The sequence below is a fragment of the Leptospira bandrabouensis genome, assembly GCF_004770905.1.
GTDB classification, from domain to species: Bacteria; Spirochaetota; Leptospiria; order Leptospirales; family Leptospiraceae; genus Leptospira_A; species Leptospira_A bandrabouensis.
Genome location: NZ_RQHT01000014.1, coordinates 299973 through 317726, shown reverse-complemented (window position 1 = coordinate 317726; position 17754 = coordinate 299973). Strand labels below are relative to the sequence as shown.

The window sequence follows — 17754 nt, the reverse complement described above, 5'->3', positions numbered from 1 at the left end:
AAATAACCTTATCCCGTCACTTTCCTAACGAGGGCACGGCTAATCATTCTTAATTTAGTGGCAAACGGTAATCGCTTTAAATTCGTTCCGACTATCCCTTGGGTAAATCTAGTTTTTTTGCTGTAATCGATATGTACATCCAAAATCACCGGACGGCCTTCTTGGGTGAGATTCCATGCAGTTTTTAAATTTTCAAAAATATCGTCATTGGTTTCTATCCGTAAGTATTCAGCACCAGTCGCCAGGGCGATACCTTCAAACCTTGTGGTTCCAAGCACTGTGCAAGTTTTCCGATTGTAAGGGACTTGTTGTGCCTGGGCTATTTGGGATAACTCACCATCATTGAATACCGCAAAAATTGCACCTACCTGATTTCTTTTTGCAGTACTAATTTCCATACAAGTCATAAGAAAGGCTCCATCACCGATGATTCCAACAACGGGTTTATCGGGATTTGCCATTTTCGTTGCAATGGTTGCAGGAACGGCATAACCCATACAATTAAAATCTGTAGGTGAAATCATATGCCTAGGTTTGTGGATGGGCATAAGTTCTGCGGTTAAAAAAGTATGATTGCCATCGTCTACCACAACAAAGCCGTCATCAGGTAAGATGCTACGTAAGGCACTAAAAAACTTACCAGGGTTCACACGGTCTTTACTATCATGTTGGAACCATTCTTCAGTATAGGTTTGTTTATTTTTAGCAATTTCTGATTTGATTTTTTGTAATCGGTTTTCTCTATTTTGTTTTGTTTGTTCTAACTTTAATTTTAATCTTTTTACTAATTCAGGAAGAATTAATTTTGCATCACCGGTAATTCCAACCTTAGCGGGATAATTGGCACTGATAACGTCAGGGTTGATATCAATATGGATTAGGTTTTTAGGAACTGTGACTCCAAAACTGGCAGTGGCTATTTCTGCAAAACGGGTTCCCACTGCAAGTAAACAATCACATTCAGAAAAAGCTTTCGTTGCCACGGGGACAGCTGCAACACCAAAACTCATTCCACAATGTAAGGGATGGTTTCCTGGAAATGCACTTAATCCTTGTAAGGTGGTAGATACGGGTGCACCTAGTAATTCTGCAATTTCGATTGTGGATGCAGTAACATCGACCGCACCCCATCCTAAAAATAAACCTGGTGATTTTGCTTGCACTAGTAGTTCCACAGCCTCATCTAAACTGGCAAATGGAAATGGTACATGGTTTACGGTTTGTAATTTACAATATTCTTTATAGGTGGGAAGATCCTCCACCGAACCAGTGTAAAGTTGTATATTAACTGGAATTTCTACAAATACTGGCCCAGGTTCTCCCGTTATTGCAATTAGGTATGCTTTATAAATTGTTTCTATGATTTCGGCTTGTGCATTGACCTTAAAAGTTTGTTTGGTAATTGGTTTTAATAATGCATGTTGGTCCATATCATGTAATTGGTATTTAAATTGGGAATCACTCCGAACACCACCTGCAATGACTAACATGGGAATTCCATCTAAAAAAGCTTCGCCAATGCCACTTGCAGCATGTGTCACTCCTGCTGCGGGAACAATCAGTAATGTACCAATCGATTTACTAGTCCGACTAATGGCATCAGCCATAAACGCACCAGAACCTTCGTGAGTAACGAGTATTGGTTGTATAAATTCTGAACTATTGAGTTCATCATAAATTTCTGTATTATGAACACCAGGAATTCCAAAAGTATAACGAACTCCGATTTGTTCTAAAGCATATCTGACTAACCATGCGCCTGTTTTTTTCATCTGAAGATTCTCCCTGATTTTATTATGATTAATTTGAAATGTTGCCTTTGATAGATTTTGCGGCAGCCTTTGCTGTCAGTATACAACCAGACAAAAAAGTACCTTCTAATGATTTGAATCCACTGGTACCACCACCTCCAAATCCTGCGGCTTCGCCGATGGCATACAATCCTGGAATTGGGGAACCTAACGGATCTAATACGCGGCTGTCTAAATCTGTTTGAATTCCACCAAGGCTCTTTCGTGTAATCAATCTTAGTTTAATTGCAATAAGAGGTCCCGCACTTGGATGGAGAATGGGTTTGGGAGCACAAGTCCGCACACGATCAGACCTCCATGCTCTGGCATGTTGGATCCGTCTTAATTGGTCATCGTTCCAGAGCCCTTTCCCTCGCCTTATGACATCATCATACTGAGTGATTTCTTTTTTTAATGCTTCATAATCAATGGATTTATCGCCATTTAACGCATTCATTTTGTCGGTTAATTCCCGTAAGTTGTTGGCAACTATAAAATGATCACTTTCTTTTTCTAACTGTCTGACTAAACGGTGGTTTCCGAGTAATATTTCTTTTAGAAACATAAATAGTTTACGGTCACGAATCATCGGATTGTGTTCTGAACCGGAAACTGCAAGTTCCTTTGCTGCAATCCTCCAATTCAGAATTTGCCATGTATAAGGTTTTTCTAATCCAGAAATTCTTCGGCAAAGTTCATTGGTATCAAAACCTGTCACCATAGGTTCGGGCCCAATGCGACGCCCTGAATGGTCAAACCAGAGAGCTGATTTACAAGGAATCAAACTCAATCCGTGTGCTTCAAATTCTGGTTTGGGGTTGGGAATCCCTGCAGCATAGTTCCACATTTTATCTAAATGCGTTAGGTTTCCTCCATGTTTTTTTACAGCATCATGAACTATACCATCTGCAAAAGGATGAGATCCATTTAACATTTCCTTTGGAGCTTTCCCCCAAGGCTTATACCAATGTTCTCGTACCTTCTCTAAAGAACCGGTAATACCACCTGTCGCTACCATTACGTGATCGGCATAAAAACTTAAATTAGTTTTATCCGTTTTTTCCTGTTCGGTGATACATCCTACGATTCTACCGTTTTCTTTAATTAAATCAGTTACCTTGTGTTCAAAAATAATTTTCAAGTTTTTTGTTTGTTTGTGGTTCTTTAATAATGCAACAAATCGTTCCACCAAACGATAACCAGTTCCCCAAAGAACATGGTATCGAGGTACGGAATTCCCTCGTTTGTATAATCCTCTTTCAACCCAATTGACTACAGGGAAAAAATTTAATCCAAGACTTCCAAGCCAGTGGTAAACTTGACCAAGACTTTCGTTTACATATTGTTCTGCCCAAAGTTTTGGAAAATGATCGTTTGGGCCAAAGTCAGCAAAGGAAAACCAGTCATCCAATGCAATTTCGGGAGTATCCTTGATTCCTAATCGTTTTTGAATTGGTGTGCCAATAAGGGCCATACCACCAAATGATAGTTTAGCGAGTCCACCTAAATGTTCCTCTGTGTTTCTATCCAGAATTAAAACAGTTTTTCCTTGGTTTATACATTCATAAGCAGCCACAAGACCTGCGATTCCAGCTCCGATGATTATGACATCATGTTTTGCGTTCACTGAAGATCCTCCTTTATCCTTTTTCATTACTTAAGAAATGATCACTGGTAGTTATCGAATGAATCTTTTTATTGAAACATACTGACACATGGATAACGCAATCTACATACTATCATAAAAAAATATACTAATGCGACTCAAATTTTGGAAAAGTGATGAAATTCAAATACTTGAATGAATTCAACAACTAACAAGGAATGATGAAATTTAAAATTATTACTAGAATAGTTCTAGAATTTAGAACGAATTTAGCTTTTGGGGCCACATTGTTTTGTTAATCATTTGTTAGTTGTTATGTGGTTTATTCTTTTAAGTTAGAGTTGAAGTGTTTTTAAGGTTACATCAAAGAGTAAGGGTGTAATGTGAGTATTGCGGTACAACTTGGATGAATTTCAAACCATGGCTTCTGGTACAAAAGTTAATAGAAACAATTCATTAATTTTTTTTGAAGGGGGGAAAGGATATAGATTGCACCGGCGAACATTTGTAAACGGATGTTGAAACTTAGAAATATTAAAATTAAAGAATTGATTGTTTTTTAAGGTAAGATAATTCTTTGTATTATTTAAATTATTAAATGAAATCAATTTTATCAAATAGTTTTACATTTGTTCTGCTGTTATCGTTTTTCTCTTGTTCTACGCAGACGGTTTACATTCCCAAAGAGAATTTGAATGCGGCTTTGATGCCAGCAGAGTTTGTAGAAAAATTGGAATTTTCCGAGTTTCTTTTGCCTGTTGTTTCGGAGTCAATAGTAAGGTCAGATGATCGTGGCATAATTTATTACGGAATTCTAAAAGATAAGGAAAATAATCGTATGATTAGAAGTATTACCATCCTTGTAGATTCTAAAGAAATGGATTTGCAACCAGAAGAATATTTATACTATCCAGTATACTATGCAATCAATGTAACAAAAAATTTTTCCATTAGCCAGACCCTTAGGAGCGAATATGATATCCGAAGAGCTAATGAAAAATCTCCCGTTTATATGCCTGTTTATGCTACTTCCAGTGTGGTTGCTTTAGCTGCTCTTGGAATTGTTTACATCGCTTTTACTGGAACTGCATTTATCGTTGGAATGGGAAGAGGAACATATGAATTCACGGAAGATGTGATGGAAGGTATTGTTGTATCTAAGGAAGAAATTGTATTAGGTTTCAATGATTATCGATATGATCAAGAAGGACGTTTGATTAACGTATCTACCTATCTTCCCTACCGCTCTATTTCGAAATCAGTGATTCCATTATATGACCGTGAAGGAAAAAAACAAATTGGTCAAATGTATCCTTCTTCCAAACCCATTTTGTTATCTGAAATAAATTACAAATACTCTACTAATAAAGTCACTTCAAAAAATCCTAAAGTTGCGGAGACTATCGAATATTTTCCGAAGAAAACAAAAAAGTTAATTGATTTGCCCATCAAAGATCCTTCAAAAGTTATCAAGTAATTTCTTGCATAAAAGATAGAACAATTACAATTGCTTCATTGTTAAAGGTGTTCTTACTGGAATGGATTTTAAATTCTATCGTTATGTTTTAGTTTTACTTTTTATAACCATCCCACTAGGAATTTTCCCTAAAACATGGCCAGATCTTGAAGTGGAGAAAGAAATTAAAATTTATGGAAGCGAGAGAAGTGCTAAGTTTACTGCGAGTAATATTTTTTATGACGTAGAAAATTGGACAAACCATTACTCGGTTCGTGCTTTAGGATTCTATCGATACTTTGATTATCCAAAAGCAAAAACAAAATCTATCTTTCCTTTTTATTATCACATTCAAAGTAAATCAGATAATCGTGAGTACAAACGAATCTTAAATGTAAATGTAACAAAAGAAAAAGAATCTATTGACCAATCCTTTTATCCATTTGTTTTTTGGGGAAAGGACACTAATAAATCCTACTTAACAACAATTCCTTTTTTCTTTTTAAGTTCTAATGATACAAATAGTAAATTGGGATTCCCCGTCATTCCTTTGTTATACTATCATAACCTAGAAACATCAGGAGAAAATAAAAACTATTATTCTCGACTGATAACTTTCTTGCACTTTGAAATCAATGAGAAACAAGGATTTCAAGAGTTTTCTTTGTTTCCTTTGGTTTATTATTCCAAAAACAATTATTTATTTTTACCAGTTCTTCTTTATTACCAAAACCAAAGGTCAAATGAAAATGAATATTGGATGGGACCGATTTATTATGCCAATAACAAGGCCAAGGAAGAAAGCCTCTTTTTTGTTTTCCCGATTATTGGAAGGTATAGAAAACCTGGAATTGAATTTGATTTGATTTTTCCCTTTTATCTTAATTATGCGGATGTGGCAGGAGACTATCACATTAATCTATTGTGGTATACGAAAACAAATTCAGCCAATGTAAATATTGCATCTAACGATGGGAGTATGTACGTTGATTTTGACTTTGGAATCCTGTATAATTTAGTTGGGTATTCACAAAGAACCAAGGTTCTGAATGGAGGTGACCAATTTAAAAAAACAAATCCTGCTGGATTAAACGATCCAAAACTGATCAAAAAAAGAGAATTCAATCGTGACAGTAGTGAAAATTTTATCGGTTACCAATTATTCTTTGGAATTTTTTCGTATGAGAAAGCGGATTCTAAAAGACATATTCGTTTGTTGCCACTTGCTTGGTTTACATGGGACGAAGCTTCTAACGATAATGTAGTTTTGTTACCACCTTTTTTTCCTATTTGGTTTAGTTACCAAACGGAAGATTTAGAGTATAAAATACTTTTTCCCATCTATGGTAAACAGAAAGACAAAGATTCCGAATTTCGTGTTTATCTTTTGAATTTTTATCTTACTGAAGATAAGAAAGAGAATAATCATAAAGAACGATCCTATTTTTGGCCTTTTATAAATATATATGAATCAGATATTGGTTCTGGTCATCGGATTCTTCCTTTTTATATCCATAAGAAGGAAATAAATGATAAAAATAAAATTAACAATACTTATACCTTGTTTTCTATTTATCATCAAAAAATAGGTCTAGCTTCTAATCTGACTGAATTTTTGTTTTGGCCCTTATGGATTTCTTATGAGGATAAGCAATTTTCGCATTCAGAAAGAGAACATACTGTATGGATAACTCCATTTTTTTATCGAAATTCTCGAGAGAGTAGGGCAAGAACAAACTTGTTTTGGTTTATAGATTGGGAATGGTATAAAGAACAAGATTTAAATCTTAATTCAAAAACGAAACCAGCAATTCCGTTAGAATATGATAAAAAACTTTCTCACCTTCTGATTTTTCCTTTTTATAAAACAAACACAAGTTTTTCAGTAATCCCTTTGTCTTTTAATGATTGGAGTGGAGAAGAATTTACGACCTTTACCTTGTTAAATTATTATAAATGGGATCGAAAAGGCCATTATTATAATTTTTTATATTTAATTGAGTCAGAGAATTCAGAAGTTGATTATAGGTTCAGAAGTTTGGGTGGTTTATTATGGGGCTTTGAAAAAAGAAAATCGGAAATTGATAGAATGACATTTATGTGGTTAGGTTACGATAATCGATCTCATCAAACAACTTTTAATTTTTTTCCTATCGTAAGATTCGCAGATGCAGAGAAAGAAAAATCTCGAATGTATGGTCCATTTTTATATTATCTTTTTGATTCGGAAGAAGAAAAAACGGAGGTAATGTTAGCTGGAGTAGGTTACTACCATAATAAAACTAAAACAGACAATCAATATTCCACCTATGTACTGCTTGGTGTTTTGTATCAGGAAAAAACAGAGATTGAACGGGGTTATATAAAGAGAGGTAGTTTGTGGGGTTGGCTTTGGGAATACCAAACGGAAGACAACGGATATGAAAAGTTTTCTATTTTAAAATTATTTTCTTATAGCAAAGAGGTGGATGGAACTAAAAGAATTATGGGAATTTCTATTTAATCAATTATGTTACAATCAAAACCAAAAATTCTAGCTATATCAGGTGGAATTAGTTTTTCCTCTTACAATAAAAAGATCTTACAAACTTTAAAAGCTGAATACTCAAAAGATTGTGAAATAGTAATTTATGACCAAATATCCAATTTTCCTTTTTTTGCTTCTGGTATTTCAGATTCAGATATTCCGGAAATAGTAAAAAGTTTTTTAAAGGAAATCGAAAACGCTGATGGAATTTTACTATGTTCTCCCGAATATGTATTTAGCATGCCTGGAGTTTTGAAAAATGCATTGGAATGGGCCGTTTCGTCGGTTGTGTTTACAGATAAACCAGTGGCACTCATCACAGCAGCATCTGTTGGTGAGAAGGCACACGAATCTTTATTATTGGTCTTAAAAACCATTGGTGCTAAGTTATCGGAAAAAACAAGTTTGTTAATTTCAGGAGTGAAAGGAAAGGTTTCTGTTGATGGCGAAATTACTGATGAAGTTACAAAACAATCAGTAAAGGATCTAATGGTTCAATTTATTGATTCATTGAAAATGAATTCGTCAGATTGAACTTATATGGAGACTAAAGAGAAATCAAGTTTTTATATTTGGAAAGAAATGGCTGCCTATACTGGAATATCCTTTGCCACCAAACGTCATAGTCACTTTTTTCATCAGTTTTGTTTTTCTTTAGACAAACCATTTTTACTTAGAGGCAAAAACGGAAAAAACTTTTATTCACAGGCAGCTTTGGTTCCATCTGGAGTCAGCCATGAAACAAGTTTTGGAAACGAAAGATTTATTATTTTATTGATAGATCCGTTGTTATTTGCGGTGTCTTATAAAGTAGTTTTTAATCCACAAGAATGTGATCCTGCCTTTGATTTAAAGGATGTTATTTCTAATTCAGATATTTTGTTTTTTGAAAAAGAACTAAAATCTAATCAAATTGAGTCAAAAAACAAAATCATTCAATTACTAAAAGATAAGTTTATTTTAAAAGACCAACGTAATATCGACAATCGAATCAGAGATAGTTTATCGATCATTCAACAAGATGAATTGGACCAATTAACTTTAAACCAAATCTCTAAAATAACAAAACTGTCTCCTAGTAGATTTCGACATTTATTTCGTACTGAGACTGGAATTACATTTTCAAGTTATAAGTTATGGAAAAAAACACAGAAAGCAATTTTAGTTCTTATAGAACAAAAAGATTTAATGAATGCTGCTTATGAAGGAGGTTTTTTTGATCAGCCTCATTTTAATCGAGTGTTACGTAGATCATTTGGCCTGAGTCCCTCTGAACTAAAAAAAAATACTCATTTTGAATTAAAAATATTCTCGTAATAGCCCTTTTATACAAGAGATAAATTCTTAATTCAGGTAAGATTTAATTCATCTTAGAATCTTATGAATTATCGATTTCCAAGATAGATGATTGGTGAGTAGGTTAATCAAAATGAATTTTAAAATGCCTGAAGATTTTAAAAAAGCCTATCAGAAAGAATTGGAGAACTACCAAATCTCCTTGAAAGAAAAAAACTTGGTTCAAGCTTGGAAGTTTTTAGAAAGAGCCCATGTCATTGGTCAATACCATCCAATTCCTCATACGGGGATTCATTTTCGAATGTTAGTATTTGGGATTAGGACTTTCAATGGTAAAGAAATTTTTGGTCAATTGATAAGAGTTTTGTTCGGTTGGATCGGCAGTTTATTGAATCGAATTCCGGTGGGAAATACTGGCGGAGTCTCTGTGCCTATTTTTGCGTCTATGCCCATTCCTGATGATTTAAAAAGTTTATTGAAGGATGCTGATACGGATCGCATTGGCCTTTCTGGTTTGAAAACTAAGTAGGTCTTTTTTCTAAAAGAAAATTAAATGTAACGTTTTTCTCTATGTGTGATTAGCTGGTAACGGTTAGGCTAGGGAATACGATAACCCATTGGCAATAAATTATAGATTTTGAATATTGATTGCGAACATTACTCCTAGTGTTAATATTGTATTGTTTGAATCACAATCATAATTCTATGTTTCGTTTTCTGTTCATTTTATTATTCATTTTGTCCTGTCGTGAAAAATCATTAAACAATGCTTGCGATATCAATTCGGAGTCTTACAAAAATTCTGTTATTATTTATAACCTATTAGGTATGCAAATTAGCAATTGTTCTGCTGGCATAGTTGATTTCAATTCATCTGTTATTTTTGTGAATAGAAAAGAAGCAAAATTTTCCGAAGGTGGTGGAGATTTAACACTAGGTAGTCCACAAACTTTTACAGTTCAACTAAGAAGAAAACCTATATCGAATGTTGAAATTCAATTGGTGTTTTCGGACTTAACTTATATTACAGTATCGCAATTAAATCTTTCATTCGATTCTCAGTCGTGGTCGATTCCACAGACATTTTATATTACGGCTAAAAATGATAATCTGTTGAATGGCAGTCGAAACATTAGTCTACAACTCATAGCAAAATCGGATGATAAAGATCTAGACCTAACACCTATAGTTATACCTATTGAAGTTTTGGACAATGAAAAACGATTGTTTGTTTCAACAAATGCATATATGGGAGGATCGTTTGGTGGTATTTCTGGGGCTGATACTATATGTTCTTCTGATATTAAATGTCCTTTAGGTTCCACATGTAAGGCGATGATTTTAGGTTCAACAAGAATCGCCTCTCAATCGGCAAATTTAGGTGACGGCCAAGTTAATTGGGTTCTACATCCTAATGCACACTATTATCTCACTGATAATGCAACTTTGATCGCAAATACAAATTCCTCTTCACTTTTACAAATTCCATTTTTCAGTGTTATGGATGCCACTGCTCCCGGAACATGGCTTGGTAGTAACTCTGGTTGGGTATTGGGCGCAAATAGTTGTAGTGATTGGACGGATAATACTAATACTGTTACGGGCTATATGTTTCGAACTCAATTTACGAATAGCACACTTTTTGGTGGAAATTTTAATTGTAATAATCCTGTGAATTTATTTTGCGTAGAGTATTAATATTTAATCTAGTTTCCAACAAAAAAAATGAAAATATCTCGAGGTACTTTCTACACGCTCCAAATAAGTTGGGTTTTAAAATCATTCTCTTCATATGTTCTTGACTAGCATTTAATTATCGTTTGGTGAATATGGCTCATATTTTCATTGATTGGAATTATTTATTTCAAGATTTGGTAGAAATAAGAGATGATATTCCATGTTTTTTAGAACTCTTTTAATCGGCGTTCTTTTTCTATCTTGTAGTAAAAATTCCTATAATAATCCTTGTGACCCAGAATCAAAATCTTTTGCCATGACTTTTTTGGTTATGGAAGTTTCAGGTGAAGAGAAAAACTCCTGTTTTCTCGGGCTAACAATTAAAGATAATTTCGGCCTCTTACTTAGTACAACAACAGGTCGTATTTCTGAACATGGCGGGAATGCCACAGTTGGTTCCTCACTCGCAATTAAACTAAACCTTGGGTCCGAGCCAAAACAAGATGTGAATGTCAACATTGTTGTTTCCAACCCTTCTTATGCAACAGTCATTCCAACGTCAATTGTATGGACATCCAATGATTGGAATACCGAAAGGGTAATTACAGTAACTGCTGTAAACGATACCTTATTAAATGGGACTAGAGATTTTTTAATTCGCCTGGTGCCGACTTCTGCAGATAATACTTTGCGACTTCAAGAGAGATTGATCTCAATGCAGATTATTGATAACGATAAAAGGTTATTTGTGAATTCAACTCTCACCAAAGGAAACTTAGGTGGGATTGCCGGAGCAGATGCCACATGTTCTTCCGATCCAAAATGCCCTGTTGGATCTCAATGTAAGGCAATGCTTAGCACTGATTCAGGAATTCGAAGGGCAACTATTACGGGAGATGTTGGCGATGGTCAGGTGGACTGGGTTTTAAAACCATTCGCATCGTATTTCCAAAGCGACAATACAACGCCGATCGGGACTACGAATGCAGTCTCATTGTTTACCCTACCAATTGTGAATGGAATTGAATCTCCGGGAGTGACCACTTGGACTGGATTAGGAACTTCATGGCAAACAGACCCGAACGATTGTTCGAATTGGACAAATTCAATTTCTGGCAACGGAATTGTAGGGAGTTCTAGTAGCAATAATGTCGCGTTAATCAATAATTTGAATGTAGCTTGTACCAGTGATTTGAAGTTTTACTGCGCAGAACAATAAAAAAATTCAAATAACCTGTTGACAATTCATATCTAATAGATATAGCTTAAAAATATATCTATTAGATATGGGGACCAATGCAAACCAACCAACGGAATATACTTGTGATTCTTGGCCATCCGAATCCAAATTCACTTTGTGCTCATTTCGCAGAATCTTATGTAAATTCAGCAAAACAAGCAGGCCATATAGTTAATTATCTGAAATTGATTGATTTAAAATTCGATTATAACTTACACTTGGGTCATAAAAAAGATTCTCATCAGATACTTGAACCTGATTTGATGCAAAGTCAAAAACTGATAATGGAGGCAGATCATTTGGTTTTTGTATTTCCAAGTTGGTGGGCCAGTATGCCTGCTCTTTTAAAGGCTTGGATTGACCGCGTTTTTTTGCCGGGATTTTCATTTAAATATCGAAAAAATTCTCCCCTTCCCGAAAAACTTTTGTTAGGTAAATCTGCGCGTATCATTGTAACCATGGATGCTCCTAGTTGGTATTATAAATGGTTCAATAAATCTCCAGGTGTTCATTTGTTGAAGTTTGGTACTTTGGAATTTTGTGGAGTCTCGCCAGTCAAAGTAACTATCTTTGGTCAGGTTAGAACTCGTAAACAACCTGATTTTTTGAGATGGACTAAGCAAGTTGAATCTATTGGGACTCAAGGTAAATAACATGAAGTTTTCTAGTTCAGAATTAAATGAATTTGAAAGTAAGGGACAATATATAAATTTTCGAGGTCATTCGATTTTTTATAGAGTGATTGGGACTGGAGATAATGTTTTTCTTCTGCATGGATATCCATTCAATAGTTATGATTGGAGTTTGGTCATTCCAACATTAGCGAAAGAAAAAAGGGTAGTCATCTTGGATTTTTTGGGAATGGGATTTTCTGATAAACCACAAAATTACCGTTATACGTTTGAAGAATATGCATATATTGTCAACGAAGTTGCTAAACACTTAGGAATAGTGGAAGCCGATATATTGGCCCATGATTTAGCGGTGAGTGTTGTTCAAGAAATGTTGGCTTCACCAGAAAAAAATAAGTTTAAAATTCGTTCGATTGCATTTATGAATGGTGGTTTATTTTCAGATGTTTATAAACCTAGATTGATTCAAAAGTTATTATCTCAAACCCCCAATTTTATTGGTAAATTTCTTAGCAAAAAGATGAGTCGAAAGTCAGTAGAGAAATCGTTACTTAGTTTATTTGGAGCAAATACACAACCAAACTTAAGTTTACTAAATATTTTTTGGGAAGTTTTAAATTATAAAAATGGGAAATCGATAGCATATCTGATTGGTAGAATGGTCTTTGAAAAAGTTCACTATCAAAAACGGTGGATTGATGCTATGTTAAATACAAATATACCTTTTTGTTACATTTGTGGATCTGCTGATCCAAATTCTGGAAGGCATATGGCAAATCGTTTTATAAAAATTTTCCCCAAAAACCCTGTTTATTTTTTATCCGAAATGGTAGGTCATTGGCCACAATTAGAGTCGCCGCATGAAGTGATTTCAATGTATTATCAATTTCAAATCTATCTTAAAGGTTTAAATGAAACGAGAAAGTAAAACACCTTATGCTCTCTTAGGAATTTTATCTCAATGTGAAATGAATGGATATGAAATCCGTAAATACATTGAATCCACTATTAGTTTTTTCTGGAGTGAAAGTTTTGGTCAGATTTATCCCACACTTGCAAAATTAGAAGAAGATGGTTTAATCCGAGAATGGGAAAAAACGGACAGTAACGGCAAAAAGAAAAAAGTTTATAAAATCACTCGACCAGGATTAGAAGCATTCCGTCGTTGGATGGACGAATCACCTATTCAATCGAATAAAAGAAATGAATTATTGTTTAAGGTATTTTTTGGAAGGCATATGAATTCTAAACTATTAACTCAGCAATTGGAGGAAGAAATAAAAAAACAAAAAGATGATTTAAAATCACTTAAAAATTTCCAAAAAGAATTAGACAGTGATTGGGAGAAACATCCGGATCAAGAGTATTGGTCTTTAACGCTTGAATATGCAGAAAAACAAACAAAACTAAACCTGGATTGGATTGAAAAGGTAAAGAAGAAAATTAATCCATAAGTTTTGGTTTTATTTTTTAGTGATAGCAAAAGATACTATTCGCTGTGTCTTAAACCTACCAAAATAAAATGGTTTCAGTTTGATTAATTTCATTGATTTGCTGATTGTAATCGTTATAAAAAGCCTATGGTTGGGAGAGTATCTACAAAGATTTTTTACATTTTTGTCTGTCTTCTTTTTTTATTTCAGTCATCGGTCCATGCATCTGAAAAAGTTACTCTTCATTTAAAATGGTTTCACCAATTCCAATTCGCAGGATATTATGCAGCACTAGAAAAGGGTTTCTATCGAGATGTCGGTCTAGATGTAGAAATTTTGGAAAGTACAATTGGTATCAAAGGAATTCATGAAAAGGTAATACGAACTACTGGTCAATATGGTGTTGGAAGTAATGAGTTAATTCAAGAACGTTTCGCAGGAAAACCAGTTGTGGTTCTTGCTGTCATTTTTCAACATTCACCTTCTGTTTTATATTTTAAAAAGTCATCAAATATTCAAAGTATTCACGACCTCGCAGGAAAACGAGTGATGTTAACTCCGAGAATGGATGAAATCGTCGCATATTTGAAAAAAGAAGGTATTGAACCTGGCGATTTACAACTGTTAGAGCATAGATTCAATCCAAATGATTTAATACAAGGAAAAGTTGATGCATATTCTGGTTATGCCACCACACAAGCATACGATTTTAAAAAAGCTGGTTTTCCCTACATTGCCTATTCGCCAAGAGTAGCTGGCATTGATTTTTATGGTGACAATTTATTTACCAGTGAAGCCGAGGTTAAAAAACATCCGGAGAGGGTAAAAGCATTTAGAGAGGCGAGCCTTCGTGGTTGGCAATATGCGATGTCTCACCAATCGGAAATTGTTGATTTGATTTATGAAAAATATTCAAAAAGGAATCCGAAAGAGAGATTACTTTTTGAAGCAGAACAAATGACTCCATTAATTCAGCCTGTTCTTGTTGAAATGGGGTATATGAATCCAGGCCGATGGAAACATATCAATGAAGTTTATTCCGAATTAGGAATGTTACCTAAAAATTTAGATTTAAAAGGATTTATCTACGATCCAAATCCAAAAGTTAACTATGATTGGATTTATTATGCATTTGGAATTGTAGTTTTTTCTTTTGTGATTATATGGTTGGTCCAATGGCGAAGATTGAATAAACAATATTCAGAAAATCTAAAGAAGCAAGTTGAAGTTAGAACTGAAGAGTTAAAACATTCAAATGAATATTTACAGGTATTAAATCAGAGTTTATTAAATACTTTGAAAGAGCTGACTGAAGCACAAGATAGGCTCTTGGCATCTGAAAAGTTGGCAGTCCTTGGTCAACTTTCTGCAGGAATGGCCCATGAATTAAATACTCCATTAGGAGCTATTGTTTCTTCCAACCAATCCATCGCCGATTTCTTAAGTAAAATAAAAAACTTAATCGAGACAATCATTAGTTTTAATAAAGAAGATTCATTGCGGTTTCATAAGTTGTTAAACCAGAGTTTGGGGAACAAAACTTTTCTTGAGGGAAAGGAAGAAAGATCCTTAAAAAAAGAACTAGCGATCCAATATTCGTATTCGAATAAGATGGATTTGTATGGAAAACATATGCAGTTAGTGATTGAAACAGGGGCTTTTCGTTTGGGTGATGAATTAAACCAGATTTTAGAGAGCGAAAATTCTCTTCAACTTTTCGAGACGGTTGCTAATATCTCATCTGCATTTCGATCTAATCAAATCATATCAGTTGCAGCAGAAAAAGCAACCCATGTAATCAAAGCTCTAAAGAGTTATTTAATTTCGGAAAAAGATATTTTAAATGGGGACAGTGAGGTTGATTTAATATTCGAAATTGAAACTATACTTTCTTTATATCATCATAAATTAATGAAAGTTAATGTGTTACGAGAGTATTTAACAGATAAAAAACCTAAATGTAGTAAGGATAAACTCAATCAAGTTTGGATTAATCTTTTGAATAATGCATTACAGGCAATGAGTTATGTTGGAACATTAGAAATCAAAATTCAATTCATTGAACCATGGATCAAAGTGTCTATTACTGATTCAGGTACTGGAATATCAGATTCAATAAAGAGCAAAATTTTTGATCCATTTTTTACGACAAAACCAGGTGGGGAAGGTATGGGCCTTGGTCTTGACATTTGCAAAAAAATAATTTTACAAATGGGAGGAAAAATTGAGTTAGAGGATGTACCTAAAGGTGCATGTTTTTCTGTTTGGTTACACGCGGCGTAAACTCGGTTTTTTAAACACCTAACCAACAAATTTTTATATAGAATCAATCTCTGAAATTTACAGGCAATCGTTTGTTACTTCTTTGTTTTTTCTATCGAATGTTTTAGTTTTGATAGAAGAGAATTTAAGGAAGTGATTTCTTCTACTGTAAAATCCTGAATGCACTCATCTTCATTTTGTGTGTGCAAAACAACTGCTTCGTTAATCAGTTTTAAACCTTTTTCTGTTAATGAAACTAAGGTGGCTCTCCTATCGTTCGGATCGGGAAATCTCTCGATATAACCTGCTATTTCAAGACGGTCCAAGCGGTTAGTCATAGCACCAGAGGAGAGTAACATTCCTTGCCAAAGCTGAGTAGGATTTAATTGGAAGGGAGGTCCTGATCTACGCAGTGAAGCTAAAACATCAAATTCTCCCATTTTTAATCCTAATTTGCTTAAACTAGATTCCACAACATCACTTGCCAGAATGGCTGCTTGTCCCAAACGTCCGAATACTTCCATTCCGCGGAGGGAAAGGGTAGGGATTTCTTTTCGCCATTGTTCGATAATCTCTTCCATTGCGTCCATAATCGGAAGGTTTTGAAATTTATCTTGACGTCAAAATAAAAACAAATTATCTTTATATCAAGATTCTTTATGGAGAGATAATTGTGAAATCCCTAACTCCGGTCTTTGTTTTGGTAGTTCTTTTTTCTTTTTTTGGCTGTTTTAGCAGAGCGGCGATTCCCTATACGAAAGAAGTATCTCCGGTCCAACTGGAGAAACCGATCCCAGGTCTCAAACTGGAAGTTTTCCAAACGGGGCGAATGGTCATTGATGGCTGGGCTGCTTACACTGGTGGCAAAGGGAAAATCAGTATGGACCAACCTGCCTATTTAATATCCCATCCTAACTACGGTTTGGTTGCATTTGAAGCAGGACACCATTCCGAGATTGCAACAAATCCCTCTGAACATTTAGGTTGGATACATCGTGTGGGACTCATGCCGATGGAACAAGACCGAGGTCAGGACTTTCGCAACCAATTGAAAACAACTGGAAAAAATCCAGATTCTTTACGAGATATTTTAGTTTCTCATTTTCATCCAGAACATGTTGGGGCAGTAGAGGAATTTCCAAATGCGAGAATTGTCGCAGACCGGCGAGAAATAAAACATGGAACTGAATCACCAAACTATAATTATGTGAATGCTGAGTATGATGGTATCTCAAACTGGTTTCAAATCGATTTTTCTTCTAAGAAACAATTTGGATCCTTTGAGGGATCGTATGATTTAGTGGGAGACGGATCTATTTTGGTTCTTTCCACACCAGGGCATACACCAGGACATATTTCTCTTTTGGTAAATTTAGGATCTGGACCAGTTTTGTTAACTGGTGATATGGCCTGGACAGAACATAACATCCGCTCTGCTTCGATTGGTCTTCCTTTTATTTCATCCGATGGAGAAGCTGCAAGGATTTCACTAGGTCAATTATTGGCATTCCAATCTAAAAATCCTGGTGTCCTGATTGTCCCAGGGCATGACCTAAATCCATTACGAAAAAACCCAAGAAAAGATATCCATATCCATCCTTGGGCAGTTAATAAATAACCGATCCCAATCATTATATACGAAATACATAAATCTAGCGGTTCAGCCACATCTATCCCATTTGAAGTGGGTTAGTTTGTGGTATGTAAATTCGTTTCATAACTAATTTTCATTGATAAATCTATTACGACTTCGAGAAACCGACAAATTGGGGGTTTATTTGTAATTCGTATATTAAAGCTGGTTTACTTTTTCGGTTCCAATTAACGAAGGGAAA

The 17754-nt window shown here is 34.7% G+C and carries 15 protein-coding genes; 12 read left to right on the top strand and 3 right to left on the bottom strand.

From position 1 onward, the window contains the following. Positions 1-8 precede the first annotated feature (8 nt). Positions 9-1772 (bottom strand): thiamine pyrophosphate-binding protein, encoded by a 1764-nt coding sequence (locus EHR07_RS08640; RefSeq protein ID WP_135744719.1) that lies wholly within the window; start codon positions 1770-1772, stop codon positions 9-11. A gap of 28 nt (positions 1773-1800) precedes the next feature. Next, a complete protein-coding gene (locus EHR07_RS08635; RefSeq protein ID WP_208739737.1) occupies positions 1801-3444 on the bottom strand; it encodes an FAD-binding dehydrogenase in 1644 nt (547 codons plus the stop codon). Positions 3445-3994: 550 nt separating this feature from the next. Here EHR07_RS08635 and EHR07_RS08630 point away from each other — a divergent pair. The 11 genes from EHR07_RS08630 (at position 3995) to EHR07_RS08580 (ending at position 15940) form a co-directional block, all read left to right on the top strand. Then, positions 3995-4873, top strand: coding sequence for a hypothetical protein (locus tag EHR07_RS08630; RefSeq protein ID WP_135744717.1), 879 nt, complete (start codon positions 3995-3997; stop codon positions 4871-4873). A 61-nt stretch (positions 4874-4934) separates the two neighbouring features. Continuing rightward, a complete protein-coding gene (locus EHR07_RS08625) occupies positions 4935-7355 on the top strand; it encodes an LA_1737 family protein (RefSeq protein WP_135744716.1) in 2421 nt (806 codons plus the stop codon). A gap of 6 nt (positions 7356-7361) precedes the next feature. Beyond that, positions 7362-7913, top strand: a complete 552-nt coding sequence (locus tag EHR07_RS08620; RefSeq protein WP_135744715.1) for an NADPH-dependent FMN reductase — start codon at positions 7362-7364, stop codon at positions 7911-7913. Positions 7914-7919: 6 nt separating this feature from the next. After that, positions 7920-8696: a helix-turn-helix domain-containing protein gene (locus EHR07_RS08615; RefSeq protein ID WP_135744714.1), complete on the top strand. Its 777-nt coding sequence runs from the start codon at positions 7920-7922 to the stop codon at positions 8694-8696. Positions 8697-8808: 112 nt separating this feature from the next. Next, a complete protein-coding gene (locus EHR07_RS08610) occupies positions 8809-9204 on the top strand; it encodes a DUF3703 domain-containing protein (protein ID WP_135744713.1) in 396 nt (131 codons plus the stop codon). A gap of 176 nt (positions 9205-9380) precedes the next feature. Next, positions 9381-10373: a DUF1554 domain-containing protein gene (locus EHR07_RS08605; RefSeq protein ID WP_135744712.1), complete on the top strand. Its 993-nt coding sequence runs from the start codon at positions 9381-9383 to the stop codon at positions 10371-10373. Between the two features lie 199 nt (positions 10374-10572). Further along, positions 10573-11571 (top strand): DUF1554 domain-containing protein, encoded by a 999-nt coding sequence (locus EHR07_RS08600; RefSeq protein WP_135744711.1) that lies wholly within the window; start codon positions 10573-10575, stop codon positions 11569-11571. A 77-nt stretch (positions 11572-11648) separates the two neighbouring features. Beyond that, on the top strand, positions 11649-12245 hold the full coding sequence (locus EHR07_RS08595) for an NAD(P)H-dependent oxidoreductase (RefSeq protein ID WP_135744710.1): 597 nt from the start codon (positions 11649-11651) through the stop codon (positions 12243-12245). A gap of 1 nt (position 12246) precedes the next feature. Continuing rightward, the gene (locus tag EHR07_RS08590) at positions 12247-13152 is read left to right on the top strand and encodes an alpha/beta fold hydrolase (protein WP_135744709.1); all 906 of its coding nucleotides are present in this window, start codon (positions 12247-12249) and stop codon (positions 13150-13152) included. Continuing rightward, complete coding sequence (locus tag EHR07_RS08585; protein WP_135744708.1) at positions 13136-13678, top strand: PadR family transcriptional regulator; 543 nt, start codon at positions 13136-13138, stop codon at positions 13676-13678. Before EHR07_RS08590 ends, EHR07_RS08585 begins: the two co-directional genes overlap by 17 nt. Positions 13679-13804: 126 nt before the next feature. Further along, complete coding sequence (locus tag EHR07_RS08580) at positions 13805-15940, top strand: ABC transporter substrate-binding protein (RefSeq protein WP_135744707.1); 2136 nt, start codon at positions 13805-13807, stop codon at positions 15938-15940. Between the two features lie 74 nt (positions 15941-16014). On the opposite strand, the gene EHR07_RS08575 is transcribed toward EHR07_RS08580, so the two are convergent. Next, a complete protein-coding gene (locus EHR07_RS08575) occupies positions 16015-16500 on the bottom strand; it encodes a MarR family winged helix-turn-helix transcriptional regulator (RefSeq protein ID WP_238734245.1) in 486 nt (161 codons plus the stop codon). A 92-nt stretch (positions 16501-16592) separates the two neighbouring features. Here EHR07_RS08575 and EHR07_RS08570 point away from each other — a divergent pair, with 92 nt between their 5' ends. Next, entirely contained in the window at positions 16593-17537 is a 945-nt protein-coding gene (locus EHR07_RS08570; protein ID WP_135744705.1) for an N-acyl homoserine lactonase family protein, read from the top strand. Positions 17538-17754: the final 217 nt, after the last annotated feature.